The following is a 24,697-nucleotide window of genomic DNA, read 5'->3' on the forward strand; positions in this document are numbered from 1 at the left end:
CTCGTGAATGCGATTGCGGCCAGCTATCACGACAGGGTTAACGTCTTGCAAGAGACGCGTGACCTTGCTTGCTCTCCTTTCGACAGGCCGGAATGGTTCGCCTTGCTGGCGCGCGACACGCCGCCCCTGGTCGCCTTCGCCAGCGAGGGCGAGAACCTGGCTGCGCTCGCTCTTACGCAAACCGGCGGACGAATAGAGCCGCTGCGCAACTGGTACAGCTTCACCTGGAGGCAATTGGCATCGGGCGGGACCGACGGCGACCGGCTGCTAGAATCCATCGCTGCCGGCTTGCGATCGCGCGCCCCCCGCGTGACCCTGTGGCCGGTGCCCGACGAAGACGGGTCGGCCACGCGGCTGGAAACCGCATTCCGGAGCGCAGGCTGGCTGGTGCAGCGCGAGGAGTGCGACTCCAATCACGTCCTGCCTGTCGCTGGCCGCACATTCGACCAGTACTGGGCCTTTCGCCCGGGCCGCATGAGGACCACGCTCAAGCGCAAGGCCAAGAAGGTCGACGTCGTTCTGCACACAAGTTTCGACGAGGCGGCGTGGGACGCCTACGAGGCCATTTACGCCGCCAGCTGGAAGCCTGCCGAAGAGACGCCCGCCCTCCTCCGCCGCTTCGCCGAGGAAGAGGGCGACGCAGGGCGCATCAGGATGGCTGTTGCCCATGCAGACGGCCTGGCCGTCGCAGCGCAGTTCTGGACGGTCGAGCGGGGCACGGCCTACATACACAAGCTGGCGCACCTGGAATCGCACCGGCATCTGAGTGCCGGCACCACGCTCAGCGCAGCCTTGTTCAGGCACGTAATCGACGTCGACGGCGTCGCGCTGGTCGATTTCGGAACCGGCAATGATGGCTACAAGGCGGACTGGATGGAAGAGGTGCGCCCCCGTTACCGCATCGATTGTCTCGACCCGCGCCAGCCACGCGCGTGGGGCCCGATCGGGAAACGTCACCTGCGCTCCGCGGCCCGGCGGCTTGCACCGAGGCCCGCGGAAAGCTAGGGAGCGCGGCACTTTCAGCAGTGGATGAAGCACCTATCATGACCGGACAGGGGGTCCCCGCGACCGACAATTCGTTGCGCAGCCGTGCATCCATCGACCGCGATCTGCGACAGATCCTGTGCGACGTGCTCGGCCTCGACACGGACGAAGTCGACGATTTCGACGCCGATACCGGCCTGTTCGGACACCTTCCCGAATTGGATTCCATGGCGGTCGCAGGTCTTCTCACCGAAATGGAAGACCGGCTGGACATCGTAATCGAGGATGACGACGTCGATGGTGAGATGCTCGAAACCTATGGCGGGCTGCTCGCATTCACCGAAGCAAAAGTGGCCGAAAGCTAGGTCTACGCCATGTTCGCGTCATGGCCCTGCCCGCTGCCGGGCGGCAAGACGGCGCAGGAAAATGCTCGCGTTTTCGATCAGGACCGGAAGCGGCGCATCCTCGTGCTGGCGCCGCTGTTCGATGAACATAACAAGATGCGCCATCAGCTGGTCGAGGTGATGCAGAGGCTCGATCAGGCCGGTCTCGACAGCATCCTGCCCGACTTGCCCGGCGGCAATGAAAGCCTCGAACCCCTGCAGGACCAGTCGCTGGGTAGCTGGCGCACGGCCATCGAGGCGGCGGCGAAGCACTGGCGCGCGACCCACGTGCTGGCGGTGCGCGGAGGCGGCCTGCTTGCCCCCGGCGGTTATCCCGGATGGCTTTATGGCGCGGTCGCAGGCAAGCAATTGCTCCGCTCCATGATCCGGGCCCGCATGATTGCAGCACGCGAGCAAGGACGCGAAGAAAGCAGCGAAGCGCTTCTCGGCACCGGGCGTACCCAAGGCCTCGAACTGGCAGGCTGGTCGCTGGGGCCGCAGATGGTCCGAGACCTCGAGGAATCCCAGAAACCGGCGCCAGAAACCCTGTCCCTAATCGAACATGCCGCCCTTGGCGGGACGCCGCTCTGGCTTAGAGCCGAGCCGGACAGGGATGCCGAACAGGCGGACGCGCTGGCAGGCCAACTATCGACATCGCTCGGCATTGCAGGGCGAACGGCGTGAACCGGCTTCACCTGACCTTTGCCTGCGGCAAATCCCGGCTCGGCGCGACGCTGGACACGGCGCCGGCCAAGACCGGGCTTCTTCTGGTGAGCGGCGGTAACGAGATCCGCTCCGGTGCATTTTCGGGCCAGGCCGGGCTTGCTGCAGATATTTCTGCGGCCGGTTTCCCAGTGTTCCGTTTCGACCGTCGCGGCATCGGGGACAGCGAAGGGAAAAATCGCGGGTTCGAGAAAAGCGCAAAGGACATTAGCGCTGCCCTCGAAGCCTTTCGCGCCATCGTCCCGACCATGGAAAAGGTGGTGGGCCTCGGCAATTGCGATGCTGCGAGCGCGCTGATGCTGGCAGGCGGTGCCGGGTGCGACGGACTGGTCCTGTCCAACCCCTGGACGATAGAGGATGGCGACGGGCAGGACGCCGCAGCGCCGCCGCCCGATGCGATCCGCGCGCGCTACATCGCGAAGCTGAAGAACCCGCGAGAAGTCGTGCGGCTGGTCAGTGGCGGCGTGAACCTGCGCAAGCTGGTTGGCGGACTCCGCAAATCGATGGGCAAGGCACCTGCGCCGACCGGGCTTGCCGAGCGGATGCGGGCTGGCATCGAAGGCTATGACGGGCAGGTTCGTTTCCTGCTGGCAGGCACCGACCGCACGGCGCAAATATTCGCCGCCACCTGGCCGCAGGACGACCAGCGCATCCACACTTGCGAAAGTGCCTCCCACGCCTTTGCCGGGGCAGATGCAAGCGAATGGTACCGCGCACAGGTGCTGGAGGCCTTGCGCGCTGCTTGAGCGCCCTGCCCTGGCCTGGCGCACGAACAGGCTAGCCAGTTCGACATGGGTGCTCCACCGGAACTGGCCGACCGGGCGCACTTCCTGCAAGGCGAAACCCGCTTCTACCAGAGAGCGTGCGTCCTTCGCCCAGCTGGCAGGATTGCAGCTGACATAGACCACACGCGTGGCCACGCTTTCGGCGATGCGCGCCATCTGCTCCTTCGCACCGGCGCGCGGCGGGTCCAAGAGGATGGCATCGAAGGCTCCGCATTCGCGAGCATCCAGTGGATTGCGGAACAGGTCACGGTGCGAAAAGTCCAGCGAGCCGGAGACACGCCTTGCAGGTCCGGTCGCGGCGAGGATCGCGGACCGCGCGGCCTCGACCGCCGTCACGTGGCTGCGTCCGGCCAGAGCAAAGCCGAACGTTCCCAGCCCGGCAAACAGGTCCGCAACCCGGTCACAGCCTTCGGTCCATTCCCGCGCTGCCGCGACGAGCGCCGCCTCCCCGTCCTGCGTCGCCTGCAGGAACGCGCCGGCGGGGTACGGCACTGGAACGCCGCCGAGGCGGACGGTCACCGGCTCCGGTTCCCAGACCGGTTCCGCGCCGAAGCCGTGATCGACACTGAGCCGGGCTAGACCCTGGGCCCGCGCGAAGTCGAGCAGGCCTTCGGTCTGTTCCAGCCCTTCGGGCGCCGCCCCGCCGATGCTCATGTCGACGCCTTGGTCGACCTGCGTCAGGCCGAGTTCCCCGGCCTTCGCCTGAGGCCAGCTGGCAAGCAGTTTCCGCGCTGCCGAGACCTGGGCGAAAAGTTCCGGCAGCAGGACGTGGCATTCGGTCATGTCGACGATGCGGTGCGAGCGTTCCTCGCGGAAGCCGATGACGATCCGCTTCCCCACGCGCTGGAAATGCAGCGTGGCGCGCCTGCGGGTGCGCGGAAGAGAAAGATGCGTCGGCGCGATGGTTTTGGGCGTCAGGCCCTGCCCCTCTGCCGCCAGCACGACGCGGTCGCGCACGAAGGCGGCCAGCGCGTCTTCGCCCACGTGCTGCAACTGGCACGCACCGCATTTCGGGAAGTGGCGGCATGGCGGCTCCACATGATAGGGCCCCTTCACCAGCGAGCCGTCGGCTGCAAGGCTGTCGCCCGTCACGCCGCCGGGCACGTGCTTCCCGTCCGCAGTCACGCCGTCGCCGCGTGCGGCGATCCGGATTATCGGGTTCTCTTCGTTCATCGCGCGCTCGCGTAGGCGTCCGGCAGGCATTCGACCAGCCCGTCTGCGGAGAATACCGGTCCCGCCCGTCTCGCCGCCTCCGAATGAAGCCAGATCGCTTCGGCAGCCGCGTCCATCGGCGCGCGCCCGGTCGCAAGGCGGCTGCCGACGAGGCCCGCCAGCACGTCGCCCGTCCCGGCGGTGGAAAGCCAGCTGGGCGCTGGCGGGGCAATCATCGCGCTATCGGTGCCTGCAACGATCGTGTCCGCTCCCTTCGCGGCGACGATCGCACCTGTTTTCGCCGCGATGTTCCGTGCCTTGTCCAACTTCGCGGGTGCCGGGCCTTGCTCTTGAGCCTCTCCAAAAGCCTTCTCCAGCGCAGACAATTCCCCCTCGTGGGGCGTCAGGACTACCGGGCGATCTCCGAAATCCGAGGGTTCCGGGGACAGCAGGTGCAGCGCATCGGCATCGATCACCAGCGCGGCATCAGAGCGAGCGTTCAAGACCGTGCCCAGCCGCTCCGCCGCGTCCCGGCTTCGCCCGAAACCGGGGCCGACCACGACGGCGTCGATCCTCTCGTCCGCCAGAGCTTCGGCCAGCGGGCTTGCATCGATCACGATGTTGTCGGGCAGAGGCGGCATGGGCTTCTCGCTCAAGACTTTCACATAGCCCGCCCCGCCATGCTGGGCCGCTCTGGCAGTCAGCGCGCAGGCGCCCGGCATTTCGCCTGCGACGACGGCGACGAGGCCGCGTGAATATTTGTGTGCATCGGGCGGCGGCGGGCCGAGAACGGGCTTCGTGATCAGCGTCGCTGTATTGTCGCCTGCGGAAAGGCCGATATCGACGAGCCTGCGCTGCCCCATCACCGCAGAGGCCGGCATCGCCCAGTGCGCCCATTTCCACGCGCCGAGCGCCAGTGTGACGTCATGGGGCCTTATGTCATTCAACAGCTTGGCACGGTCGCTGGACACGCCGGAGGGAAGGTCTACCGCGATCGACCGGTCATGGCGTTCACGCAGTCCTTCCAAGACCGCGAAAAGATCGCCGGACAAGGGACGATCCTGGCCGTAACCGAACAGGCAATCGACGAAGGTGCCACCCGCCCTTCCGGTGTCCGTCGGCAGGACTTCGCCCTTGTAATCCGCACGTGCCTCGCGGGCACTCGCCGTCTTCGGCTCCATCGCGGCGACGACCGCCACGTCCGCCCCGCGTGCATGCAGCCAGCGCGCGATGACATAACCGTCGCCGCCATTGTTTCCGGGTCCGCACAGGATCGTGACACGGCCACCGGCAGAAACCCGCCAGACCCACTGCGCGGCGGCCTCTCCCGCCCGGACCATCAACTCGTATTCGGGAAGCCCTGCTTCGAAGAGCGCTTGCTCCGCCGCTTTCACGGCAGAAATGCTCAGGATTCGGTCAGGAGCCGCCATCGGCATTTTCCTGCACCCCGCCAAGGGGACGCGCCGGGAAGCGGTATTTTTCCAAGCCGATCTCGACGAGGAGATAATCGCCGTCGAGCGAGCGGCGCGCTTCGTCGGCACCGTCGTAAGCTGTCATTCCGCTCCCGTCGGATGCCAGTGCGAAGCGGCGAAATCCTCCGCCCGGGTGGTGGACGACGAGGACATCCTCGCCATCGATCGCAATCCGCTCGACCGGGCAATCGGCGGCGAATTCACTGCCCGCGCCAATTGCGCATGGCACGACCTCTGCATCTTCCCGCGCGGCCGGATCGGGCGCCGGCGCAGGCGCAGGCGCATCACCTCCGCATGCCGCCAGCAGGGCAGCAAAGGAAAGAGGTGCCGCCGCGCTAGATGTCCGCATAAACGTGGCTTTCGGCCGCTCCGCCCGGATGGGTCACCGCGCCCTTGTAGGCGGGGCCGACATTCTGTGCGAACCGCCAGAGTGCGCCGGACCCGTAATCATTGCCATGCGGCTTCCAGTCCTTGCGCCGGTCGGCAAGGTCCGCATCGTCGACCAGCAGATCGATCGTGCCTTTCACCGCATCGATGGCTATCATGTCGCCGTCGCGGACCAGCCCGATAGGGCCGCCCTCGGCCGCTTCGGGACCGACATGACCGATACAGAAACCACGGGTCGCGCCCGAGAAACGGCCATCGGTGATGAGCGCGACCTTCTCGCCCATGCCTTGTCCGTACAGCGCGGCGGTGGTAGACAGCATTTCGCGCATTCCCGGACCGCCCTTAGGCCCCTCATTGCGGATGACGACCACGCTGCCTTCGTTGATCTGGCGCGCCTCGACCGCAGCGAACGCGTCTTCCTCGCATTCGAAAACCTGTGCGGGGCCGGTAAACTCCAGCCGTTCCATACCCGCCACTTTCACGATGGCGCCTTCGGGGGCGAGCGAACCCTTGAGGCCGACGACGCCGCCCGTGGGCGTAATCGGGTTCTTTACGTCGTAGAACACCTTCTGATCGGGGTTCCACGTGATCTCGTCGATATTCTCGCCCAGCGTCTTGCCCGTCACCGTCATCGGTTCGGGATCGAGGAAGCCGCCATCGAGCAGGGTCTTCATCGCCATGTAGACACCGCCCGCCTCGTGCATGTCCTTGGCGACGTATTTCCCGCCCGGCTTCAGGTCGGCGATATAGGGCGTCGACTTGAACATTTCCGCGACGTCGAACAGGTCGAAATCGATCCCTGCCTCGTTCGCCATGGCCGGCAGGTGGAGCGCGGCATTGGTCGATCCGCCCGTGGCCGCCACGACGCGGGCGGCATTTTCGAATGCAGCACGGGTGCAGATGTCACGCGGGCGCAGGTTTTTCTCCAGCAGGGTCATGACCTGACGTCCCGCCGCGATGGCGACCTCTTCGCGCGAGCGGTTGGGCGCCGGGGCCATGTTGCTGTTCGGGAGCGACAGGCCGATCGCCTCGCCCACGCAGGCCATGGTGTTGGCCGTGAACTGGCCGCCGCAGGCACCGTGGCCGGGGCAGGCGACTTTCTCCAGCGCCGTCAGGTCCTTGAGCGGACAATTGCCCGCGGCGTGCTGGCCGACCGCTTCGAACACGTCCACCACCGTCACGTCTTCCCCGCGATAGGTTCCGGGCAGGATCGAACCGCCATAGACGAAGATGCTGGGCACGTTCAGGCGCAGCATGGACATCATCATGCCGGGCAGGCTCTTGTCGCATCCGGCAAAGCCGACCAGCGCATCGTAGCAATGTCCGCGCACCGAAAGCTCGACCGAGTCGGCGATGACCTCGCGGCTGACCAGCGAGCTTTTCATGCCCTGGTGACCCATCGCGATACCGTCCGTCACGGTGATCGTGTTGAAACGCCGAGGCATCCCGCCGCCCTGTTCCACGCCGGTGCGGCAGACATCGGCCTGCGCATCCAGCGTCGTGTTGCACGGCGCGCTGTCGTTCCCCGCACTCGCCACGCCCACGAAGGGACGCGCGATCTCTTCCTCGGTGAGGCCCATGGCGTAGTAATAGGACCGGTGGGGCGCACGCTCCGGCCCCACGGAGACATGGCGGCTGGGCAGGTTGGCTTTATCGAATTTGGCAGTCATCGCGCTTTCCTTGTGTCGCGCCCGTCCTTGCGCGGCTGGCGCAGGCGGTCAAGCGCAGGAAAGCTTGGGGCAAAGCAAACGCGACCCTACCCGCCCTTCAGCGCCAGCGCCGTCCGGTTGGCGATATCCGCGACCAGCGCCGCCCAGCGTGCCTGCCCCGCCTCTGTTGCGAGAAGGTCCTGCCGGATCTCGATGGTAAGATAGGGCCTGCCATGCGCCTCTGCATGGCGGTCCATCGTGGCGTTCAGCTGCTTGCCGGAATAGGGCTGGTTGTTGCCTACCGCCAGCCCTTCCTCCTCGAACAGGCGGATGGCCTGAAGGGCCGCGGTATCGTCCTGGTTGTAGAGCAAGGCCACTTCCCATGGCCGCTCCTCGTCGCTGGTTTCGAGCGCGGGAGTGAAGCTGTGCAGTGCGACGATCAGTTCGGGGCGCGCCGCATCGAGCCACTTCGCCATCGCATCGTGATAGGGCCGGTGAAACCGTTCCAGACGCTTTTCTATATCGGCACCGATATTGCCGGGAATGGTGTGCCCGTCGCTGCTGAAGGGAACCACCGCTTCCTCGTCCTCGCGCCGGTGCAAGTCGCAAACGAGACGGCTGACCGTGGCGATATGCGCTGGGATGGCATGGCGGCGCGCCAGCCGGTCGGCTACGCCTTCCACGCCCAGATCGACCGCAATATGCGTGTCCAGCAGTTCCACCGGGATGCCCAGCGGCACGTCGGCCGGGACGAAGTTCGACGAATGGTCGGCCACGCACACGATGCGCCCGGGAACCGGTTCGCCGACCTGGCGATAGGGAAGATCGTCGATCATCTGAGATTTCCTGACAGTGTCCACCATCCGGGATGGCGATTGGCTATGTCCTCTTGCGCCATGTCGCGCGCTTCGGCCGAGCCGTATAGCGCAAAACACGTCGCACCCGAACCCGACATCCTGGCAAGCATCGGATCGGTTTTCTGCAAGGCAGACAGCACGTCCGAAATGGCCGGGCAAAGATCTATCGCCGGAGCTTCGAGGTCGTTGCGCCCTGCAAGTGCGATCTGCCTGACGGACCCTTCCGGCATGGCTCCGCGATCCTTTCCGTCCCATGCGGCGAAGACGGGACCGGTGGCCAGTTCGATGCGCGGATTGACGAGCAGCGCCGCGCATCCGGTGAGGTCGCTGTCCACCTGTTCGAGATCGGTGCCGGTACCGCGCCCGATGCACGTCCGACTCAGAACGCAGGCGGGCACGTCCGCGCCGAGTTTCGCGGCTCTCTGTTCCCAGTCGCCGGGCAGTCCGTGCATCTCGCGCACGATGCGAAACACCGCGCCAGCATCGGCGCTGCCCCCACCCAGCCCGGCAGCGACCGGCAGGTTCTTCTCCAGCCCGATCGCGATCCCGCCAGGCCGCGGAAGCGACGACAGCGCCTTCATCGCCAGGTTTCCGAAAGACGCGCCCATCGCGTCGCCGAATTCGCCGTGCTGGGTCAGCGTGTCCTGCCCTGCCGGACGGGCGGTCAGCACGTCGCCCGCATCGACGAAGGCGAACAGGGTCTCCAGCTTGTGATAGCCGTCATCACGCCGCCGCCGCACATGCAGCGCCAGGTTGATCTTGGCATAGGCTGTCTCGGTCACGGACACCGAAGACCCCCGGGTTCGCAGCCGATCACATGTTGGGATAGTTCGGACCGCCCCCGCCTTCCGGCGTCGTCCATTCGATGTTCTGGTTCGGGTCCTTGATATCGCAAGTCTTGCAGTGGACGCAGTTCTGCGAATTGATCTGGAACTTGGGCTCCTGCCCCTCCTCGATCAGCCACTCGTACACTCCCGCCGGGCAATAGCGCGTGGAAGGGCCGGCATAGACGCCCAGCTCGCTTTCCCGCTGCAATTCGCGGTCGCATACCTTCAGGTGGACCGGCTGGTCCTCCGCATGATTGGTGTAGCTGAAGCTGACCGAGGTGAGACGGTCGAAGGTCAGCTCGCCATCGGGCTTGGGATAGATGATGGGCTGGTGCAGGTCGGCGCGGTGCAGGTGCTCGTGATCGGGCTTGTGCTTCATCGCGATCGGCAGGCCGATCTTGAGATAGCGCATCCACATGTCGGCCCCGGCAATGACCGTGCCGATGTCGCCGCCGAACTTGCTGACGGCGGGCTGCGCGTTCTGGACCAGCTTCAGTTCCTTGGCGATCCAGCTTTCGCGGACCGCGGCGTCGTATTCCATCAGCTCGGTATGCTCATGGCCGGCCGCAATCGCCGCTGCGATGCTTTCCGCCGCCAGCATACCGCTCTTCATGGCGGTGTGGCTGCCCTTGATCCGGGGCACGTTGACGAAGCCTGCCGCACAGCCGATCAGCGCGCCGCCGGGGAAGGCCAGCTTGGGCACGCTCTGCCAGCCGCCCTCGTTGATGGCACGCGCGCCGTAGGCCACGCGCTTGCCGCCTTCGAGGAAGGCGCGAATGTCGGGATGCGTCTTCCAGCGCTGGAATTCCTGGTAGGGCGATACGTAGGGGTTCGAATAATCGAGCGCCGTCACGAAGCCGAGCGCAACCTGCCCGTTCGCCTGGTGGTACAGGAACCCGCCGCCCCAGCTGTCGCTTTCGGTCAGCGGCCAGCCCTGCGTGTGGATGACCTTGCCTGGCTCGTGCTTGGCCGGGTCGATGTCCCACAATTCCTTGATGCCGAGGCCGTAGACCTGCGGCTGGCAATCGGCTTCGAGATCGTACTTCTTTTTCAGCTTCTTGGTCAGGTTGCCGCGCACGCCTTCTGCGAAAAGCGTGTATTTCGCGAGGATTTCCATGCCCGGCTGGAAATCGCCCTTGTGCGATCCGTCTTCGGCAATGCCCATGTCCTGCGTCAGGACGCCGGTGACCGCGCCGTTCTCGTCATAGATCGGTTCGCTGGCGGGGAAGCCGGGGAAGACCATGACGCCCAGCGCCTCTGCCTGCTCGCCCATCCAGCGCGACAGGTTGCCCAGCGAACAGGTGTAATTGCCGTCGTTCGACATGAAGGGCGGCAGCATCATGTGCGGCATGTCCCACTTGCCGTTCTTGCGCAGGACCCAGTGCAAGTTCTCGGTCACCGGCGTTTCGGCCAGGGGGCAATCCATGTCGCGCCATTCCGGCAGCAGCTCGTCCAGCGCCTTGGGATCGACGACCGCGCCCGACAGGATGTGCGCGCCGATTTCCGACCCTTTTTCAAGGACGACGACTTCCAGTTCCTCATCGATCTGCTTCAGCCGGATCGCCGCTGCGAGGCCGGCAACGCCCCCGCCGACGATCACGACGTCGCAAGGCATGGATTCCCGTTCGATAGTCTCGCCGCTCATCGCTCAAATCTTCCTTCTCTGCGTGCGCTGCACAGCCGTGTTCCCCATGCGCGCTTTCTGGCACAAACCCTTGATTGCCGGACTGCTTGAGGTCAAGACCTGCGAACGGCCATGGTAACATCCTCCACCCCCAAGGAACGCCTCGACGCGCTTGCCCAGGCACAGGCCGTGCTGGACTGGTGGAAGCTGGCCGGCGTCACTGTCGATACGCTGGACGAAAGCCGCGGCTGGCTCGACGCGGACATGGCAAAACCCGCTCCTGACGTAACGGAAAAGCGGGTGGTCCGTAAAAAGCCGCCGCCGCCCCGGAAGCTCGTCGGCGGGGACCGGATCACGGTTGCACAGGCTGCCCCGGTTGCCCGGCCAGATGGCGGATTGCCGACCGGTCTTGCCGATTTCCGCGAATGGTGGGGGCAGGAAAAGAAATCCTTGTCCGGCGCGGTGCTGGCCCCGGTCATGCCGCGCGGCGATGCCGGAGCAAGGCTGTGCGTGCTGGTGCCGCAGCCGGAGCAAGGCGACACGGATACACTGCTCCAGGGGCAGCGCGGTGTGCTGCTATCCGCCATCCTGCGGGCCATGGGCCTTGAGGACCGCGATTGCTACATCGCCTCCGTCCTCCCCGCCCCTGTCATCCAGCCGGACTGGGACGATCTGCGCGCCGCGGGCCATGGCGAGATCGCCCGCCACCACCTCGCACTGGCCGCGCCGGAGCGCATCCTGGTCTTCGGTCGCCGCATCCTGCCGCTCATCGCGCACGAATCGGCGCAAGACCCTGCCGATTTACGTATTTTTAACCATGAAGGGACCAGCGTGCCGTTAATGGCTGCTCCCGAACTCGGCTCCCTCCTGAGAAGTGCCGGACAGCGGAAGCGGTTCTGGCAACAATGGCTCGAATGGACAGACAATCGATGACTGCTCGCCGCAACCCAATCCACTCCCTCGCCCTAGGCCTTGCAGCCGCCTGCGCTGCCACGACCGCGATGCCCGCCGCGGCCAATACGAGCGCCGAATATTTCCGCGCCAAGAGCGTGTCGAACAACCTGCCCCAATTGCTGAGCGATGCGGAACAGCAATATTACCGCTCCGTCTTCCAGGCGATCGACCGCGAAAGCTGGGGCGAGGTGGAAAACCTGCTGGCCCAGCGCGGCGATGGCCCGCTGCACGATGTCGCAAGGGCCGAATATTACCTTCACGCGAACAGCCCGCGTATCGAACTGCCCGCGCTGCAATCATGGCTGGCAACGGGCACCAACCTGCCCCACGCTGAACGCATCGGCGCCCTCGGCCTGAAACGCGGCATGATGTCCGCGCCCTATCTCCCTCGCGAGCAGGGTTTCGTCAGTCAGCCCTACGCGTCCAAGCGTCTGCGCCCCCGTTCGGTCGAGGACGGCTCCATGCCCGGCAGCGTCCGCTCCGCAATCCTGGACCGGATCAAGAACGACGATCCCGACGGTGCGCGCCAGATCCTGGACGGTATCGACGCATCGCTTTCCACTGCCGCGCGCGCAGAATGGCGCCAGCGTGTCGCGTGGAGCTACTATATCGAGAACAACGATCCCGCCGCCATGGCGATGGCCCGGACCGTCGCCGAGGGGACGGGCGCATGGGTCGCAGAAGGTGACTGGGTGCAAGGGCTTGCCGCATGGCGCTTGGGCGATTGCCAGAGCGCGGCCAATGCGTTCCGCAGCTCCGCTGCCGGCGCAGTCAATGTCGAACTGGCCGCCGCCGCCCATTACTGGGCCTCGCGCGCGCTCGTCCGCTGCCGCCAGCCCGAAGCGGCTGCCGAGCAGCTGCGCGGCGCGGCGCTGATGGACGAAACGCTTTACGGCATGCTTGCGCGCGAAGCGCTGGGACAGGCCCTGCCCGATGCCGGATCGACGCCGGACCTTGGCAGCGACGATTGGCAGTCCCTGCGCTCCGTCTCCAATGTCCGGACCGCGGTTGCCCTGGCAGAAATCGGCCGCGAAGACCTCGCCGACGAGGTACTGCGCCACCAGGCCCGTATCGGCGATCCTGCGCAATATCAGTCCCTGTCGCGCCTCGCGCGGGAAATGGGACTGCCAGCGACGCAGCTCTGGATGGCGCACAACGCCCCCTCGGGAGCACAGCGCGAACCTGCCCTTCGATTCCCTACGCCGCGCTGGCAGCCGGTCGACGGATGGAAGGTCGACCCGGCCCTCGCCTATGCCCACACCTTGCAGGAATCGAACTTCCGTGCGGCGGTCGTCAGCCCCGCCGGGGCGCGCGGGCTAATGCAGATCATGCCTGCGGCAGCACGGGACCATGCGGGGAAGATCGGCGTACGCGGCGATGCGCGTGATTTGTCGAACCCGGAAATCAACCTCGCCTTCGGGCAGAGCCACTTGGAAATGCTGCGCGACAGCGGCGCCACGCAGGGCAAGCTGCCCAAGATCATGGCTGCCTACAATGCCGGGCTTTCCCCCATCGGGCGCTGGAACAGCGAAGTTCGCGACCAGGACGACCCCCTGCTCTACATGGAATCGATTCCCTATTGGGAAACGCGCGGATACGTCTCCATCGTGATGCGAAATTACTGGATGTACGAACGACAGGCCGGCACGCGCTCGCCGACCCGCACGGCGCTGGCGCAGGGCCAGTGGCCTGCCTTCCCGGCGACCTCCACAAGCTTCGCGCTCGGCGAGGCGAGCGAGCGGCGCAACTGATGGCCATCGATCCGGCCCAGAAGTTCAAACCGGTAAGGATCGCCCTGCTGACCGTGTCCGACACGCGCACGGCGGCCGACGACAGTTCGGGAGACATCCTGGCAGACCGGATAGAGGCAGCGGGCCATGAACTCGTCACGCGCGAGATCAGCCGGGACAATGCGGAGGAAATTACCGCCCATCTCCACCGCTGGATCGACAGCGAACAGATCGATGCGGTCATCACCACCGGCGGAACCGGCCTCACCGGAAGGGATGTCACGCCCGAAGCGCTCGCGCAGGTGAAGACACGCGATATTCCGGGCTTCGGCGAACTGTTCCGCTGGCTCAGCTATGAAAAGATCGGCACCAGCACGATCCAGAGCCGCGCCTGCGCTGTCGTGGCGCGGGGAACCTACATCTTCGCGCTGCCGGGATCGAACGGCGCGGTGAAGGATGGCTGGGACATGATCCTCGCCGAACAGCTCGACAGTCGCAACCGGCCCTGCAATTTCGTCGACCTGATGCCGCGCCTGCGAGAACGCTAGGCCCTTTCCTACAAGCGATGTTCTTTCTATGTTCCGCTTATGGAGCAAAGGAAGGAACCAGTCCGTCACGGCCGAGGAGCTCAGTCTTCTGCGGTTCCGACGCGGTTCGGGCTAGCGACTCGCGAAGCGGACGGCGACTGGCGCGACCATGTCGGGCTGCTCGACGGGACGCCGCCGAAAATCCGCACGCGTGTGACACAGGAGCGGCCCAAGTCGATCCTGTCGTTCAACCAGTCGCCTGACATCTTCTTCGACCGCTCGATCAACGCCTATCGCGGGTGCGAGCATGGCTGCGTCTATTGCTTTGCCAGGCCGACCCATGCCTATCACGACCTCTCGCCCGGCTTGGATTTCGAGACGCAGCTGTTCGCCAAGCCGGATGCGGCGAAGTTGCTGCGCGAAACGCTCAGCCGCCCGAAATACCGCCCGCGCCCGATCGCCATGGGGACGAACACCGATCCCTACCAGCCGATCGAGCGCGATTACCGCATCACCCGCGCCGTGCTGGAGGTGTGCCTCGATGCGCGCCACCCGGTGACGATCACCACCAAGTCCGACCGCGTGCTGGACGATCTCGACCTGCTACGCGCCATGGCAGAGCGGCGGCTGGTGGCAGTGGCGATTTCCGTGACGAGCCTCGATCCGAAGCTGTCGGGCAAGCTCGAACCGCGCGCAGCCTCGCCGGCCAAGCGACTGGCGGCGCTGGGGAAACTGGCCGAGGCAGGCGTGCCGACCCATTGCTCGGTCGCCCCGGTCATTCCCGCCATAACCGACGAGTTCATGGAGGAATTCGTCGCGAGAGTCGCCGCGCTGGGCGTCGACAGCGTCGGCTGGATACCCCTGCGCCTGCCCCACGAAGTCGCCCCGCTGTTCCGCGAATGGCTCAGCGTCCACTACCCCGAACGCGGCGACAAGGTGATGAGCATCGTCCGCTCTATCCGGGACGGAAAGGACAACGACCCCAGTTTCTTCAGCCGCCTCAAACCCACCGGCGTATGGGCCGACCTTTTCCGCGCGAGATTCCGCCTGGCCTGCAAGCGCACCGGGATCGGCAAGTCGAAGTTCGAGCTGGACTGCACGCAGTTTCGCCGGCCGGAGGTCGGTGGGCAGATGCGGTTGTTTTAGGGAGGCGGAGGAGGGCCAAAGGGGTCACGGGTCATTTCGATCGCCGTTATCTCAAAAAAATCGACGCGGCAGTTATTGACCCCCAAATGACCAAAAATGCCTCCAGTCTGATAGGTCCCTTTCCCTCGCATACGGATTGAGGCCCTCCCTTCCGCTTGCAAATTACGCTTTTCGAGAAAATCGCTAAAGACCGAAGACGCCTTGCCGGTCGTTCTCAAGTCGCACCGCGTTTCGGCAGATTCGTGGCAATCTTCATATACGCCACGCTCGCAGATTAAGAATTCTTGACCTTCGAAGGCACCCAGTATCGCGATCCCCTCGAACGTCTGATCATTCGTCGATCTTGCTGCACGTTCCTCGTCACTTTGAAAAGAGCAAGCGGCAAGCAACACTAATCCAAATATTCCGAGGCGAATCACGAAAACCCGTCCCCGCCCTCACCCGGCTTGAACCGCACTAACCGGCTGTCCTCCAGCGCCGCGGTCCGGTTCACCACCGCCAGCTGGTAGTCCGCATCCTTGATCATCTCGAAGAACGCGCCCGCATTCGGATACTCGGCCACGAAGCCGTCGTGCCAGTGCATCGTGTCCGGCCCGGTCACCACCGTCTGGAACGCGCCGCGCCACACGATCGTCCCGCCGACGCGGCGGAAGATCGTGCCGCTGGTCTTGCCATATTCCTCGTAGGCGCGGCGGCCCGTCCAGCCATTGCCGTGGTTCTCGTGCCCTTCCGGATATTCCGCGTGCTCACGATACCGCAGTAGGTTGAGCATGTGGATCGGCTCGTCGCGCGGCAGGTCCTTGAACGCCTGGAAGTTCGCCGGCGAGGGATCGATGTAACGCTCGGCCATGGTCACGCCTCCAAAGTGTAATCGGCGAACCGGTCGCGCAGGTCCTTCTTGCTGATCTTGCCCGTCGCGGTGTGGGGGATGTCGTCGACGAATTCGACCGCGTCGGGCAGCCACCACTTGGCAATCTTGTCGGACAGGAAATTGACGACGCTTTCCGCCGTGCAATCCTCGCCTTCCTTCCTGACCACGAACAGCACGGGGCGCTCGTCCCACTTGGGATGCGCCATGCCGATACAGGCCGCCTCTGCCACCGCGGGATGGCCCACGGCTGCGTTTTCCAGTTCGACCGAGCTGATCCATTCGCCGCCCGACTTGATGACGTCCTTTGTCCGGTCGGTCAGCTGCAGCGTGCCGTCGGGGTGGAGGATGCCGACATCGCCGGTGTCGAACCAGCCATCTGCCGTCACCGCGTCCTCGTCCGCCTTGAAATAGCGCTTCACCACCCACGGCCCGCGGATCTGCAGGGCGCCGCTGGTCTCGCCGTCGCGCGGCAGGACCTTCGTGAAATCGTCGAGATCGACGGTGCGTAGTTCCACGCCGAAGACGGGGCGGCCCTGCATCGCGGTTTTCTCCACCTGCTGTTCGAAACTGAGCTGGTCCCAGTCATGCGTCGGGCCGCCGACCGTGCCGATGGGGCTGGTCTCCGTCATACCCCAGGCGTGCTGGACGCGGGTGCCGTTCTTCATCAGCCGCTCGATCATGAACTTGGGCGCGGCCGAACCGCCGATGGTCGCCGCCTTCAGTTTCGGCAGGTCCACGCCTTCCTTGTCGCAATACTGGAAGTGCGCGAGCCAGACCGTCGGCACGCCCGCACTGTCGGTCACGCCTTCGCGCTTCATCAATTCGTCCAGCACCGCCGGATCGTTCACGGCGGAGAACACGAACTTGATGCCCGCCATCGCGCCGGCATAGGGCAGGCCCCAGCTTGCCGCGTGGAACATCGGCACGACGGGCAGCATCACGCTGGACGCGCTGAAATTGAAGGCCGCCGGTTGCAGGCCGGCCATTGCGTGTAGCACCGTGCTGCGGTGTTCGTATTGCACGCCCTTGGGATTGCCGGTCGTCCCGCTGGTGTAGCAGATCATGCAAGGGTCGGTTTCACCGCCCCCGGCCCACTCATAATTGCCGTCCTGCGCGCCGATCCAGTCCTCGAAGCTCTGCGAGTGGTCGCCGCTGTCGAAGCAGATGTAATGCTCAACGGTCGTCCATTTGTCCCGCATCATGTCGACGATGGGCTGGAAGGCCGCATCGTAGAGCATCACCCTGTCCTCGGCGTGATTGACGATGTATTCCAGCTGGTCCTCGAACAGGCGCGGGTTCACGGTGTGCAGGACCCCGCCCATCCCGGCAACGCCGTACCAGCTGACGAGATGGCGCGAGTGGTTCATGGCGAGGCTGGCGACCTTGTCACCCGGCTTCAGGCCCAAGGCTTCCAGCGCCTGCGCCATCTTCAGCGCGTCGGTGCGGATGCCCGCCCAATCGGTCCGTGTCTCGCTGCCATCAGCCCAGCGCGTGACGATCTCGCGCGTCCCGCTCTCCCTTGCGGCATGGTCGATCACATGCGTCACGCGCATGGTCCAGTCCTGCATCGCTCCCAACATCGGCGGCTCTCCTCTCCAAGGGTTTCTGTTTGCAACAGGAGTGCGCAAAGGGGCGCGCGGTCGCAAGGAAAAATCGCCGCCTGCAGGCTAAAGCGGCGCTTTTGTTACGCGGCGCGGTGCAGGCGGGGGCCTGATTTGGGCACCAGCTTGATTGCGGAAAGACCCTCTACCTGCCCCAGCCGGTCGGCCAGTTCGCCGCCCAGCTTGAAATCGTTGCCGAGGGTTAGGAGCGGACGGGCATTGCCCGCCTCCAGCCGCACCTGCACTTCGCCATGCCCCGGCTGCCCGGGGACGAGACAGGCAGCCAGTTCCACCAGGGCCGCCTCCGTCGCGACTTCCAGGGTGAGCAGCATGCGCTGTGTATTGACCACGCCGTCCAGCGGACGCGCTCCGCGCACGGTCACGCGGGGCGGTTCGTCGGGCGACGGACTGTCGAGTTCGACGGTCAGCAGGATGCAGGTGCCGTCCTTCGCCCACTGGCGGAAGCTCTCGACCAGCCCTTCCTCGAAACAGGCCGCGCTGAACTGGCCGGTCGTGTCGGAGAAATCGGCCCGGATGAAATCGGCCCCGCGGCGGGTCTTGCCGACATTCACCGCCTCCACCATCGCGGCCATCACCGCCTTGGCCCGGCCGCCTTCGGGCGCCCCGCCCTCCATCAGCGATGCGTAGGTCCGCGCGCCGTTGGCGCTGGCTACTTCGCGATAGGCGCTGACGGGGTGCTCGGCGAAATAGAAGCCGAAATTCTCGCGTTCCTTCGCCATTTGGTCGGCACGGGACCATGGCTCGGCGTCCTTCAATCGCAGCGTATCGGTCTGCGCCATGTCGCCGCCGAACAGCGCTTCCTGCCCGCTGTCGCGTTCACGCATTGCGGCATCGGCAGTGGCCAGCAGCAGGTCGGCATTGGCCGCCAGCTTCGCCCTGTTCGGCTCTAGCGTATCGAGCGCGCCCGCAGCGATTAGCCCTTCGAGCTGGCGCGAATTCATCGAACCTTGCGGCAGGCGGTCGAACAGGTCGGCCAGGCTTTCGAACGTACCGTTCGCCTCGCGCTCTGCCACGATCGCCTTCATCGCCTTTTCGCCGACATTGCGTATGCCTGCGAGGGCATAGCGCACGGCATAGCCTTCGTCCGTGCGCTCGACCGTGAACTGCGCTTCAGAAGCGTTGATGTCCGGCGGGGCTACCGTGACGCCGCCATCCTTGCCCGGGTAGCGCCGTGCATCGTCGACGAAGAGCGCAAGCTTTTCCGACTGGTGCATGTCGAAGCACATCGACGCGGCGTAGAATTCCTCCGGATAATGCGCCTTCAGCCACGCCGTCTGGTAGGCGAGCAATGCGTAGGCGGCAGCGTGCGACTTGTTGAAGCCGTAGCCTGCGAACTTGTCGATCAAGTCGAACAGCTCGTTCGCCTTGCCTGCCTCGATCCCGGATGTCTCGCGGCAGCCATCGACGAAGCGCTGGCGCTGCGCGTCCATTTCGGCCTGAACTTTCTTGCCCATCGCGCGGCGCAGCAGGTCGGCATCGCCGAGCGAATATCCGGCAAGGATCTGCGCGGCCTGCATCACCTGTTCCTGATAGACGAAGATGCCGTAGGTTTCCTCGAGAATACCCTCCAGCTTTGCATGGGGATACTCGATCTCCACCTCGCCCGCCTTGCGTTTTCCGAACAGCGGAATGTTGTCCATCGGGCCCGGGCGGTAGAGCGAGACGAGCGCGATGATGTCTTCGAACTTGGTCGGCTTTACCGCCGTCAGCGTGCGGCGCATCCCTTCCGATTCCAGCTGGAACACGCCGACGGTGTTGCCCTGTTTCAGCAGCTGGAAGACGGCCGGGTCGTCCCATTTCAGCGCGCCCAGATCGACATCGATCCCGCGCTTCGCCAGCAGGTCGACAGCCTTCTGCAGCACGGACAGGGTCTTGAGGCCGAGGAAGTCGAACTTGACCAGTCCGCTCGATTCCACGTGCTTCATGTCGAACTGCGTGACCGGCATGTCCGACCGCGGATCGCGGTAGAGCGGCACCAGCTGGTCCAGCGGGCGGTCCCCGATGACGACACCGGCGGCGTGGGTCGAACTGTTGCGCGGCAGGCCTTCCAGCTGCCGGGCGAGATCGATCAGCGCCTTGGTATCGTTGTCGTTATGGTACTCGGCACGAAACTCCGAACTGCCGTTGATAGCGCGCTCAAGCGTCCACGGATCGGTCGGATGGTTGGGCACCATCTTGCAAAGGCGGTCGGTACGGCCGTAGCCGAAGTCGAGGATACGCCCGACATCGCGCAGCACGGCGCGCGCCTTCATCTTTCCGAAAGTGATGATCTGCGCGACGCGGTCGCTGCCATATTTCGCCTGCACGTAGCGGATGACCTCGCCGCGCCGCGTTTCGCAGAAATCGATGTCGAAGTCGGGCATCGACACGCGTTCCGGGTTCAGGAAACGCTCGAACAGCAGGCCGAGCCGGATGGGATCGAGATCGGTAATGGTCAGCGCCCAGGCGACGATGCTGCCGGCACCCGAACCGCGCCCCGGCCCGACAGGGATGCCGTTGTCCTTTGCCCACTGGATGAAATCGGCAACGATCAGGAAGTAGCCGGGAAAGCCCATCCTGTTGATGATGCCGATCTCGTAATCGAGCCGGTCGTCATAGATGCGCCGCTCGTCCGCCGACATCTCGCCATAGGACGCCAGCCGCGCATCCAGACCCTTGCGCGATTCCTCGGCCAGCATCCGCTCCTCGCCTTCCAGATCGCCGGCGAGGCTGGGCAGGATTGGCGCTCGGCTGGGCGGCGCAAAGGCGCATCTGCGCGCGATGGTCAGGGTGTTGTCCAGCGCTTCGGGCAGGTCCTCGAAATTCTCGTGCATCATCGGCGCCGACTTGACGAAGGCCTGCCGGTCGGTGCGCGGGCGTTCTTCCTCGAACATCTTGTGGCTGCTGGCGATGCACAGCATCGCATCGTGCGCCTGGTGGAAATCGGGGTCGGCGAAATTGGCCGGATTGCTCGCGACCAGCGGCAGGTCCCGCTCGTATGCGAGCGCAATCAACGCCTCCTCCGCTGCCGTTTCGATCGCGTTGTTCCGCCGCGCAATCTCGACATAGAGGCGCTGCGGAAAGAGCTCCTCCAGCTTGCGGGCATAGGCTTCCCCATGGGCGTCCTGCCCTGCGGCCAATAGCCGCGTCAGCCCGCCTTCGCTCGCCCCGGTCAGTGCGATCAGGCCGCCCGTATGGCCTTCAAGGTCCGCAATCGAGACATGTGGCTCCAGCTCAAGCGGCCGTTCCAGATGGGCCCGGCTGACGAGGTGGCACAGATTGCCCCACCCCGTTTCATCCTGCGCATAGAGCGGCAGGTGGTCGATGGCATGGTCCGGCCCGAACGCCTCGCCCCGCGCAACGCCCAGTAGCGTGCCGACAATGGGCTGGATGCCTTCGTCGAAACAGGCCTTTGCAAAGGCGACGCTGCCGTAAAGTCCGTTGCGATCACATATGGCGATGCCCGGAAAACCGCGCTCTTTCGCCAGTTGCGCGATACGCTTGGGATCGATCGCCCCCTCCAGCATCGAATAGCTGGACAGGACGCGCAAGGGGACGAAGGGGGCATAGGCCATGGTGCCAAGGTAGGCCTTCGCGCGCTGCCCGCAAGCGAACTTGCTCGCCTGTCACCAGACCTGTCGACAGCTTCGCGGCGAAGCGAAAATTTACGAGGGCGCTGGCCCGTCGCCCTGCGCCTTCGCCGCGGCGATCTTCTTGCGCGTGTCGCGGATGCTCGACCACGCGCCGTAGACGATCAGCGCGGCGAGGAAGATCCACACCCACACCGGGATATTGCGCCCGGCAATGGCGAGGTAAAGATAGGCGGAGACGAAGAAGAACCCCGCGCTGAGTGTGGGCAGGACCGTCGACCGGCCAGCCTTTGCGCGCCGGACGAGCCAGCCGATGCTGAGCAGGAAAAACGGTATCGCGCCGACATAGATGGCGCCGAAGATGTAGGGGTTCACCCCGTATTCCGCGCCGAGCGACAGGAACCACTGATTGATCGTTTCAAGCATGATGCCTGCCCTTTCGCCGCCGGCGCTGCTGCGGTTACAGCAGTTTCTCGATATGGCTGGCGAGCGATTTGGGTGCATCCTGCGGCGCGAAACGGCGCACGACATTGCCACCACGGTCGACGAGGAACTTCGTGAAGTTCCATTTGACCGCGGTCGAACCCATCAGGCCCTTCGCCTCCCCCTTCATCCAGTCGAACAGCGGAGAGGCATCGGGCCCGTTGACATCGACCTTCGCCATCAGCGGGAAGCTGGTGTCGTAATTCAACTGGCAGAAATTGGCGATTTCCTCGGCATCGCCCGGTTCCTGTGCGCCGAACTGGTTGCAAGGGAAGGCAAGCACCTCGAACCCCTGGTCGCCAAAGGTTTCCTGGAGCTTCTCGAGCCCTTCATATTGCGGCGTGAATCCGCATTTGCTGGCGGTGTTCACGAACAGCAGGACCTTGCCTTTCCTGGAGGCGAGATCGAGTTCTTCGCCCTTGTTCGTGCGAACGGTAAAATCTGCGATCGTCTTCATATCTGGTCCAATTTTGCGGGCAGCGAAACTGCCCGAGATCCGGGGAACCGGCACGGACTTTCCGGTCCGCTCACGGGCGTCAGTCTGCGCGCGGAAAATCCGGATGCCGGGCGAGAGCCGTTGCCTCTTCGGCGGTGAATTCGCGGTCGCCGGATTTCTCGATCACGTAGTCGCGCCGTTCCTCTTCGGGAAGGAGCATCATGTGACGGATCATGTCGGCAAACGTCCCATTGCGTAGCGATTTCGAGCCGTCGAGAAGGCCGTCGCCGTCGTTCTTGCGATGCAGGGCGGCGCGATCTTCCCAGTTGATCGAACCGGTACCGGTCGGAAAGCCTTCATACGTACTGGGATGGTCGCTCATTCTTGAAATCTCCTTTGGTCGTGCAACGCAGGTTAGCCGCCGGGGTTTCCGGACGCAGCCCCGTTTATTCGAGCAAGCCCTCGTGCAGCCGCACCACCCGGTCCATCTTGGCCGCCAGCCGTTCGTTATGCGTCGCAATCAGGGCTGCGCTGCCCTCGCCCCGGACCAGCGACAGGAACTGGTCGAGCACCCTGTCCGAGGTGTGTTCGTCCAGATTGCCCGTCGGCTCGTCCGCCAGCACCAGTTCGGGCCGGTTCGCCAGACCGCGTGCCACGGCAACACGCTGCTGCTCCCCGCCGGAAAGCTGGCTGGGCCGGTGGTCCAGACGCTCCGCAAGGCCGAGAGCGGTCAGCAATTCCTCGGCCCGCGCCTGTGCGACCGGCTTGTCGACGCCCGCCACCAGCTGCGGCAACACCACGTTTTCCAGCGCGTTGAAATCGGGCAGCAGGTGGTGGAACTGGTAGACGAAGCCCAGATGATTGCGCCGCAGTTCGGTGCGCGCCGCGCTGTCCGATTTCTCCGCCGCCTGGCCAGCAATCATGATTTCGCCGCCAAAGCCGCCTTCGAGCAAGCCGACTGCCTGCAACAGCGTCGATTTGCCGGAGCCCGAGGGGCCCAGCAGCGCCACGATCTCGCCCGGACGGATGGCCATTTCGACGCCGCGCAGGACATCGATCCTGACGCCGCCCTGTTCGAAACTGCGGGTCAGGCCCCGCAATTCGACCACCGGGCCGGTTCGCTGGAAAGGCTTATTCATAGCGCAGCACCTGCACGGGATCGGTCGAGGACGCCTTGAGCGCGGGATAGAGCGTCGCGAGGAAGCTGAGGACCAGGGCAAGCGTCACGATCCCCACGATTTCCCACGGATCGGTCTTTGCCGGCAGGGTCGTCAGGAACCGGATGGACGGGTCCCACAGGTTCTGCCCCGTCACCACCTCGATCACCTTCACGATCGGTTGGCGGAAGAACAGCACGAGGAAGCCCAGGACAAGGCCCGCCACCGTCCCGATGGCCCCGATGGTGAAACCGGTCGTGACGAAGATTTTCAGCAGGCTCTTCCGGGTCGCCCCCATCGTGCGCATGATCGCGATGTCGCGGGTTTTCGCGCGCACCAGCATGACGAGGCTCGACAGGATGTTGAACGCCGCCACCAGCACCATGAAGCTGAGCGCGAAGAACATGGCCACCCGCTCCACCTGCAACGCCTCGAAGATCGTCGAATTGATGGTCTTCCAGTCCGACACGATCGCGCGGCCGCGCAGGCTTTGCTCGACCGGCGCCATGATCTCGCCGACGCGGTCCGCGTCTTCCGTCGTGACCTCGATCATGCCGATCGTCTCGCCCGTCAGCAGCAGGGTCTGCGCATCGGGGATCGGCATCACAATGAACGACTGGTCGTAGTCATACAGGCCCACTTCGAAGATCGCGCCGACCTCGTATCCGACCTGCCGCGGCACGGTCCCGAACGGGGTGGAGCGGCCCTGGGGGTTGATGATGGTCACCGTATCGCCGACCCGCGCGCCAATATTTTCCGCCATGCGCGCGCCGATGGCGACCGTGCCGGCATCGGGCTGCACGCGGCCCATGTCGCCGATAACCGTCTTCTCGCCCAGCGCTGCAATATCTTCCTGCGTATTGCCGCGAACCAGCGCAGCCTCCACCCGGCCTTCATAGGTGACGAGCAAGGGCTGCTCGATCAGGGGCGATGCGCTCGTCACGCCGGGGGTCTCGCGGATTTCCTCCAGCACGTCTTCCCAGTTGTCGAGCCGTCCGCCATAGGCCTGCACGATGGCGTGGCCGTTCAGCCCTACGATCTTGTCGAGCAGTTCCGCACGGAAGCCGTTCATCACGCTCATCACGATCACCAGCATCGCGACCGACAGCATGACCACGCCGACGCTGATGCCGGCCACCAGCGCAATGAACGCCTCACCCTTTCCGGGGAGGAGGTAACGCCGCGCAATCGTTCGTTCGAATTGGCTCAGAAACAATGGGAAGTGCCGTCTATGGTGCCTGTTGGGATGCGGCCTTAGGTAGCTCGACCTGTCTAGGCAATGAAAGAGCGCCAAATCGGCCCGGACCGTCCACCGGAGATATCGCCCGGAGAACCACGCTGGCCTTGTAATAGGTCTGC

At 64.8% G+C, this 24,697-nt stretch carries 24 protein-coding genes and 1 pseudogene; 9 read left to right on the forward strand and 16 right to left on the reverse strand.

Annotated elements, in window-relative coordinates; all coding sequences use genetic code 11:
* The first annotated feature begins 3 nt into the window (after nucleotides 1–3).
* Genes ACGHJ7_RS11200 through ACGHJ7_RS11215 form a run of 4 tightly spaced genes read left to right on the forward strand, consistent with a single transcriptional unit; the run spans nucleotide 4 to nucleotide 2,836 of the window.
* Nucleotides 4–1,005 carry a GNAT family N-acetyltransferase gene (locus ACGHJ7_RS11200; RefSeq protein ID WP_390477536.1) on the forward strand — a complete coding sequence of 334 codons (1,002 nt, stop codon included), beginning with the start codon at nucleotides 4–6 and terminating at the stop codon, nucleotides 1,003–1,005.
* A 38-nt stretch (nucleotides 1,006–1,043) separates the two neighbouring features.
* Nucleotides 1,044–1,349 (forward strand): phosphopantetheine-binding protein, encoded by a 306-nt coding sequence (locus ACGHJ7_RS11205; RefSeq protein WP_390477539.1) that lies wholly within the window; start codon nucleotides 1,044–1,046, stop codon nucleotides 1,347–1,349.
* A 9-nt stretch (nucleotides 1,350–1,358) separates the two neighbouring features.
* The gene (locus ACGHJ7_RS11210) at nucleotides 1,359–2,051 is read left to right on the forward strand and encodes a hypothetical protein (protein ID WP_390477542.1); all 693 of its coding nucleotides are present in this window, start codon (nucleotides 1,359–1,361) and stop codon (nucleotides 2,049–2,051) included.
* Nucleotides 2,048–2,836, forward strand: coding sequence for a hydrolase 1, exosortase A system-associated (locus ACGHJ7_RS11215; protein ID WP_390477543.1), 789 nt, complete (start codon nucleotides 2,048–2,050; stop codon nucleotides 2,834–2,836). The genes ACGHJ7_RS11210 and ACGHJ7_RS11215 overlap by 4 nt, the downstream gene beginning before the upstream one ends.
* Before the next feature lie 87 nt (nucleotides 2,837–2,923).
* On the opposite strand, the pseudogene ACGHJ7_RS11220 reads toward ACGHJ7_RS11215, so the two are convergent.
* Nucleotides 2,924–3,658, reverse strand: a pseudogene (locus ACGHJ7_RS11220) (class I SAM-dependent RNA methyltransferase); the annotation flags it as partial.
* Between ACGHJ7_RS11220 and ACGHJ7_RS11225 the strand changes: the two are divergent.
* Nucleotides 3,539–4,063 carry a hypothetical protein gene (locus tag ACGHJ7_RS11225; RefSeq protein WP_390477546.1) on the forward strand — a complete coding sequence of 175 codons (525 nt, stop codon included), beginning with the start codon at nucleotides 3,539–3,541 and terminating at the stop codon, nucleotides 4,061–4,063. The pseudogene ACGHJ7_RS11220 and the gene ACGHJ7_RS11225 overlap by 120 nt on opposite strands.
* On the opposite strand, the gene ACGHJ7_RS11230 is transcribed toward ACGHJ7_RS11225, so the two are convergent.
* From ACGHJ7_RS11230 to ACGHJ7_RS11255, 6 genes are all read right to left on the reverse strand, one after another.
* Nucleotides 4,045–5,457, reverse strand: coding sequence for an NAD(P)H-hydrate epimerase (locus tag ACGHJ7_RS11230; RefSeq protein WP_390477549.1), 1,413 nt, complete (start codon nucleotides 5,455–5,457; stop codon nucleotides 4,045–4,047). The genes ACGHJ7_RS11225 and ACGHJ7_RS11230 overlap by 19 nt on opposite strands.
* On the reverse strand, nucleotides 5,444–5,848 hold the full coding sequence (locus tag ACGHJ7_RS11235; protein ID WP_390477551.1) for a hypothetical protein: 405 nt from the start codon (nucleotides 5,846–5,848) through the stop codon (nucleotides 5,444–5,446). The genes ACGHJ7_RS11230 and ACGHJ7_RS11235 overlap by 14 nt, the downstream gene beginning before the upstream one ends.
* Nucleotides 5,835–7,556 carry a dihydroxy-acid dehydratase gene (gene ilvD / locus ACGHJ7_RS11240; RefSeq protein WP_390477553.1) on the reverse strand — a complete coding sequence of 574 codons (1,722 nt, stop codon included), beginning with the start codon at nucleotides 7,554–7,556 and terminating at the stop codon, nucleotides 5,835–5,837. The genes ACGHJ7_RS11235 and ilvD overlap by 14 nt, the downstream gene beginning before the upstream one ends.
* An 86-nt stretch (nucleotides 7,557–7,642) precedes the next feature.
* Complete coding sequence (locus ACGHJ7_RS11245; protein WP_390477556.1) at nucleotides 7,643–8,371, reverse strand: N-formylglutamate amidohydrolase; 729 nt, start codon at nucleotides 8,369–8,371, stop codon at nucleotides 7,643–7,645.
* The gene (locus ACGHJ7_RS11250) at nucleotides 8,368–9,180 is read right to left on the reverse strand and encodes a 4-(cytidine 5'-diphospho)-2-C-methyl-D-erythritol kinase (protein WP_390477559.1); all 813 of its coding nucleotides are present in this window, start codon (nucleotides 9,178–9,180) and stop codon (nucleotides 8,368–8,370) included. Before ACGHJ7_RS11250 ends, ACGHJ7_RS11245 begins: the two co-directional genes overlap by 4 nt.
* A gap of 25 nt (nucleotides 9,181–9,205) precedes the next feature.
* Nucleotides 9,206–10,864, reverse strand: a complete 1,659-nt coding sequence (locus ACGHJ7_RS11255; RefSeq protein WP_390477562.1) for an electron transfer flavoprotein-ubiquinone oxidoreductase — start codon at nucleotides 10,862–10,864, stop codon at nucleotides 9,206–9,208.
* Between the two features lie 111 nt (nucleotides 10,865–10,975).
* On the opposite strand from ACGHJ7_RS11255, the gene ACGHJ7_RS11260 reads away from it, so the two are divergent.
* From ACGHJ7_RS11260 to ACGHJ7_RS11275, 4 genes are read left to right on the forward strand one after another with little or no spacing between them, the layout of a single operon-like run.
* Nucleotides 10,976–11,776 (forward strand): hypothetical protein, encoded by an 801-nt coding sequence (locus ACGHJ7_RS11260; RefSeq protein ID WP_390477565.1) that lies wholly within the window; start codon nucleotides 10,976–10,978, stop codon nucleotides 11,774–11,776.
* Entirely contained in the window at nucleotides 11,773–13,548 is a 1,776-nt protein-coding gene (locus tag ACGHJ7_RS11265) for a lytic transglycosylase domain-containing protein (RefSeq protein ID WP_390477568.1), read from the forward strand. Before ACGHJ7_RS11260 ends, ACGHJ7_RS11265 begins: the two co-directional genes overlap by 4 nt.
* Nucleotides 13,548–14,075, forward strand: a complete 528-nt coding sequence (moaB, locus tag ACGHJ7_RS11270) for a molybdenum cofactor biosynthesis protein B (protein WP_390477571.1) — start codon at nucleotides 13,548–13,550, stop codon at nucleotides 14,073–14,075. Before ACGHJ7_RS11265 ends, moaB begins: the two co-directional genes overlap by 1 nt.
* A 39-nt stretch (nucleotides 14,076–14,114) precedes the next feature.
* Complete coding sequence (locus ACGHJ7_RS11275; protein ID WP_390477574.1) at nucleotides 14,115–15,200, forward strand: PA0069 family radical SAM protein; 1,086 nt, start codon at nucleotides 14,115–14,117, stop codon at nucleotides 15,198–15,200.
* Here ACGHJ7_RS11275 and ACGHJ7_RS11280 read toward each other — a convergent pair.
* The 9 genes from ACGHJ7_RS11280 to ACGHJ7_RS11320 all read right to left on the reverse strand — a co-directional run bounded on the left by ACGHJ7_RS11280 (nucleotide 15,197) and on the right by ACGHJ7_RS11320 (nucleotide 24,554).
* Nucleotides 15,197–15,619, reverse strand: coding sequence for a hypothetical protein (locus ACGHJ7_RS11280; protein ID WP_390477576.1), 423 nt, complete (start codon nucleotides 15,617–15,619; stop codon nucleotides 15,197–15,199). The two genes, ACGHJ7_RS11275 and ACGHJ7_RS11280, sit on opposite strands and share 4 nt — an antisense overlap.
* Entirely contained in the window at nucleotides 15,616–16,050 is a 435-nt protein-coding gene (locus tag ACGHJ7_RS11285; protein WP_390477578.1) for a DUF1330 domain-containing protein, read from the reverse strand. The genes ACGHJ7_RS11280 and ACGHJ7_RS11285 overlap by 4 nt, the downstream gene beginning before the upstream one ends.
* A 2-nt stretch (nucleotides 16,051–16,052) precedes the next feature.
* Nucleotides 16,053–17,651 (reverse strand): long-chain fatty acid--CoA ligase, encoded by a 1,599-nt coding sequence (locus ACGHJ7_RS11290; protein ID WP_390477581.1) that lies wholly within the window; start codon nucleotides 17,649–17,651, stop codon nucleotides 16,053–16,055.
* Nucleotides 17,652–17,755: 104 nt separating this feature from the next.
* Nucleotides 17,756–21,247, reverse strand: a complete 3,492-nt coding sequence (gene dnaE / locus ACGHJ7_RS11295) for a DNA polymerase III subunit alpha (protein ID WP_390477584.1) — start codon at nucleotides 21,245–21,247, stop codon at nucleotides 17,756–17,758.
* A gap of 90 nt (nucleotides 21,248–21,337) precedes the next feature.
* Nucleotides 21,338–21,688 carry a hypothetical protein gene (locus ACGHJ7_RS11300; RefSeq protein WP_390477586.1) on the reverse strand — a complete coding sequence of 117 codons (351 nt, stop codon included), beginning with the start codon at nucleotides 21,686–21,688 and terminating at the stop codon, nucleotides 21,338–21,340.
* 34 nt (nucleotides 21,689–21,722) lie between these two features.
* Nucleotides 21,723–22,202 carry a glutathione peroxidase gene (locus tag ACGHJ7_RS11305; RefSeq protein WP_390477588.1) on the reverse strand — a complete coding sequence of 160 codons (480 nt, stop codon included), beginning with the start codon at nucleotides 22,200–22,202 and terminating at the stop codon, nucleotides 21,723–21,725.
* 79 nt (nucleotides 22,203–22,281) lie between these two features.
* A complete protein-coding gene (locus ACGHJ7_RS11310) occupies nucleotides 22,282–22,563 on the reverse strand; it encodes a hypothetical protein (protein ID WP_390477591.1) in 282 nt (93 codons plus the stop codon).
* 64 nt (nucleotides 22,564–22,627) lie between these two features.
* The gene (locus ACGHJ7_RS11315; protein WP_390477594.1) at nucleotides 22,628–23,320 is read right to left on the reverse strand and encodes an ABC transporter ATP-binding protein; all 693 of its coding nucleotides are present in this window, start codon (nucleotides 23,318–23,320) and stop codon (nucleotides 22,628–22,630) included.
* Nucleotides 23,313–24,554 (reverse strand): lipoprotein-releasing ABC transporter permease subunit, encoded by a 1,242-nt coding sequence (locus ACGHJ7_RS11320; RefSeq protein ID WP_390477597.1) that lies wholly within the window; start codon nucleotides 24,552–24,554, stop codon nucleotides 23,313–23,315. Before ACGHJ7_RS11320 ends, ACGHJ7_RS11315 begins: the two co-directional genes overlap by 8 nt.
* Nucleotides 24,555–24,697: the final 143 nt, after the last annotated feature.

The sequence above is a fragment of the Altererythrobacter sp. MTPC7 genome (assembly GCF_042851395.1).
In the GTDB taxonomy this organism is placed as follows: Bacteria; Pseudomonadota; Alphaproteobacteria; order Sphingomonadales; family Sphingomonadaceae; genus CAJXSN01.

What these genes read in the sequence shown, in the direction of transcription:
- ilvD (WP_390477553.1), bottom strand. Translation starts at nt 7,556, where the DNA reads ATGACTGCCAAATTCGATAAAGCCAACCTGCCCAGCCGCCATGTCTCC.
- ACGHJ7_RS11285 (WP_390477578.1), bottom strand. Translation starts at nt 16,050, where the DNA reads ATGGCCGAGCGTTACATCGATCCCTCGCCGGCGAACTTCCAGGCGTTC.
- ACGHJ7_RS11255 (WP_390477562.1), bottom strand. Translation starts at nt 10,864, where the DNA reads ATGAGCGGCGAGACTATCGAACGGGAATCCATGCCTTGCGACGTCGTG.
- moaB (WP_390477571.1), top strand. Translation starts at nt 13,548, where the DNA reads ATGGCCATCGATCCGGCCCAGAAGTTCAAACCGGTAAGGATCGCCCTG.
- ACGHJ7_RS11210 (WP_390477542.1), top strand. Translation starts at nt 1,359, where the DNA reads ATGTTCGCGTCATGGCCCTGCCCGCTGCCGGGCGGCAAGACGGCGCAG.
- ACGHJ7_RS11315 (WP_390477594.1), bottom strand. Translation starts at nt 23,320, where the DNA reads ATGAATAAGCCTTTCCAGCGAACCGGCCCGGTGGTCGAATTGCGGGGC.
- ACGHJ7_RS11265 (WP_390477568.1), top strand. Translation starts at nt 11,773, where the DNA reads ATGACTGCTCGCCGCAACCCAATCCACTCCCTCGCCCTAGGCCTTGCA.
- ACGHJ7_RS11275 (WP_390477574.1), top strand. Translation starts at nt 14,115, where the DNA reads ATGGAGCAAAGGAAGGAACCAGTCCGTCACGGCCGAGGAGCTCAGTCT.
- ACGHJ7_RS11230 (WP_390477549.1), bottom strand. Translation starts at nt 5,457, where the DNA reads ATGGCGGCTCCTGACCGAATCCTGAGCATTTCTGCCGTGAAAGCGGCG.
- ACGHJ7_RS11290 (WP_390477581.1), bottom strand. Translation starts at nt 17,651, where the DNA reads ATGTTGGGAGCGATGCAGGACTGGACCATGCGCGTGACGCATGTGATC.
- ACGHJ7_RS11310 (WP_390477591.1), bottom strand. Translation starts at nt 22,563, where the DNA reads ATGAGCGACCATCCCAGTACGTATGAAGGCTTTCCGACCGGTACCGGT.
- ACGHJ7_RS11245 (WP_390477556.1), bottom strand. Translation starts at nt 8,371, where the DNA reads ATGATCGACGATCTTCCCTATCGCCAGGTCGGCGAACCGGTTCCCGGG.
- ACGHJ7_RS11205 (WP_390477539.1), top strand. Translation starts at nt 1,044, where the DNA reads ATGACCGGACAGGGGGTCCCCGCGACCGACAATTCGTTGCGCAGCCGT.
- ACGHJ7_RS11305 (WP_390477588.1), bottom strand. Translation starts at nt 22,202, where the DNA reads ATGAAGACGATCGCAGATTTTACCGTTCGCACGAACAAGGGCGAAGAA.
- ACGHJ7_RS11260 (WP_390477565.1), top strand. Translation starts at nt 10,976, where the DNA reads ATGGTAACATCCTCCACCCCCAAGGAACGCCTCGACGCGCTTGCCCAG.
- ACGHJ7_RS11235 (WP_390477551.1), bottom strand. Translation starts at nt 5,848, where the DNA reads ATGCGGACATCTAGCGCGGCGGCACCTCTTTCCTTTGCTGCCCTGCTG.
- ACGHJ7_RS11300 (WP_390477586.1), bottom strand. Translation starts at nt 21,688, where the DNA reads ATGCTTGAAACGATCAATCAGTGGTTCCTGTCGCTCGGCGCGGAATAC.
- dnaE (WP_390477584.1), bottom strand. Translation starts at nt 21,247, where the DNA reads ATGGCCTATGCCCCCTTCGTCCCCTTGCGCGTCCTGTCCAGCTATTCG.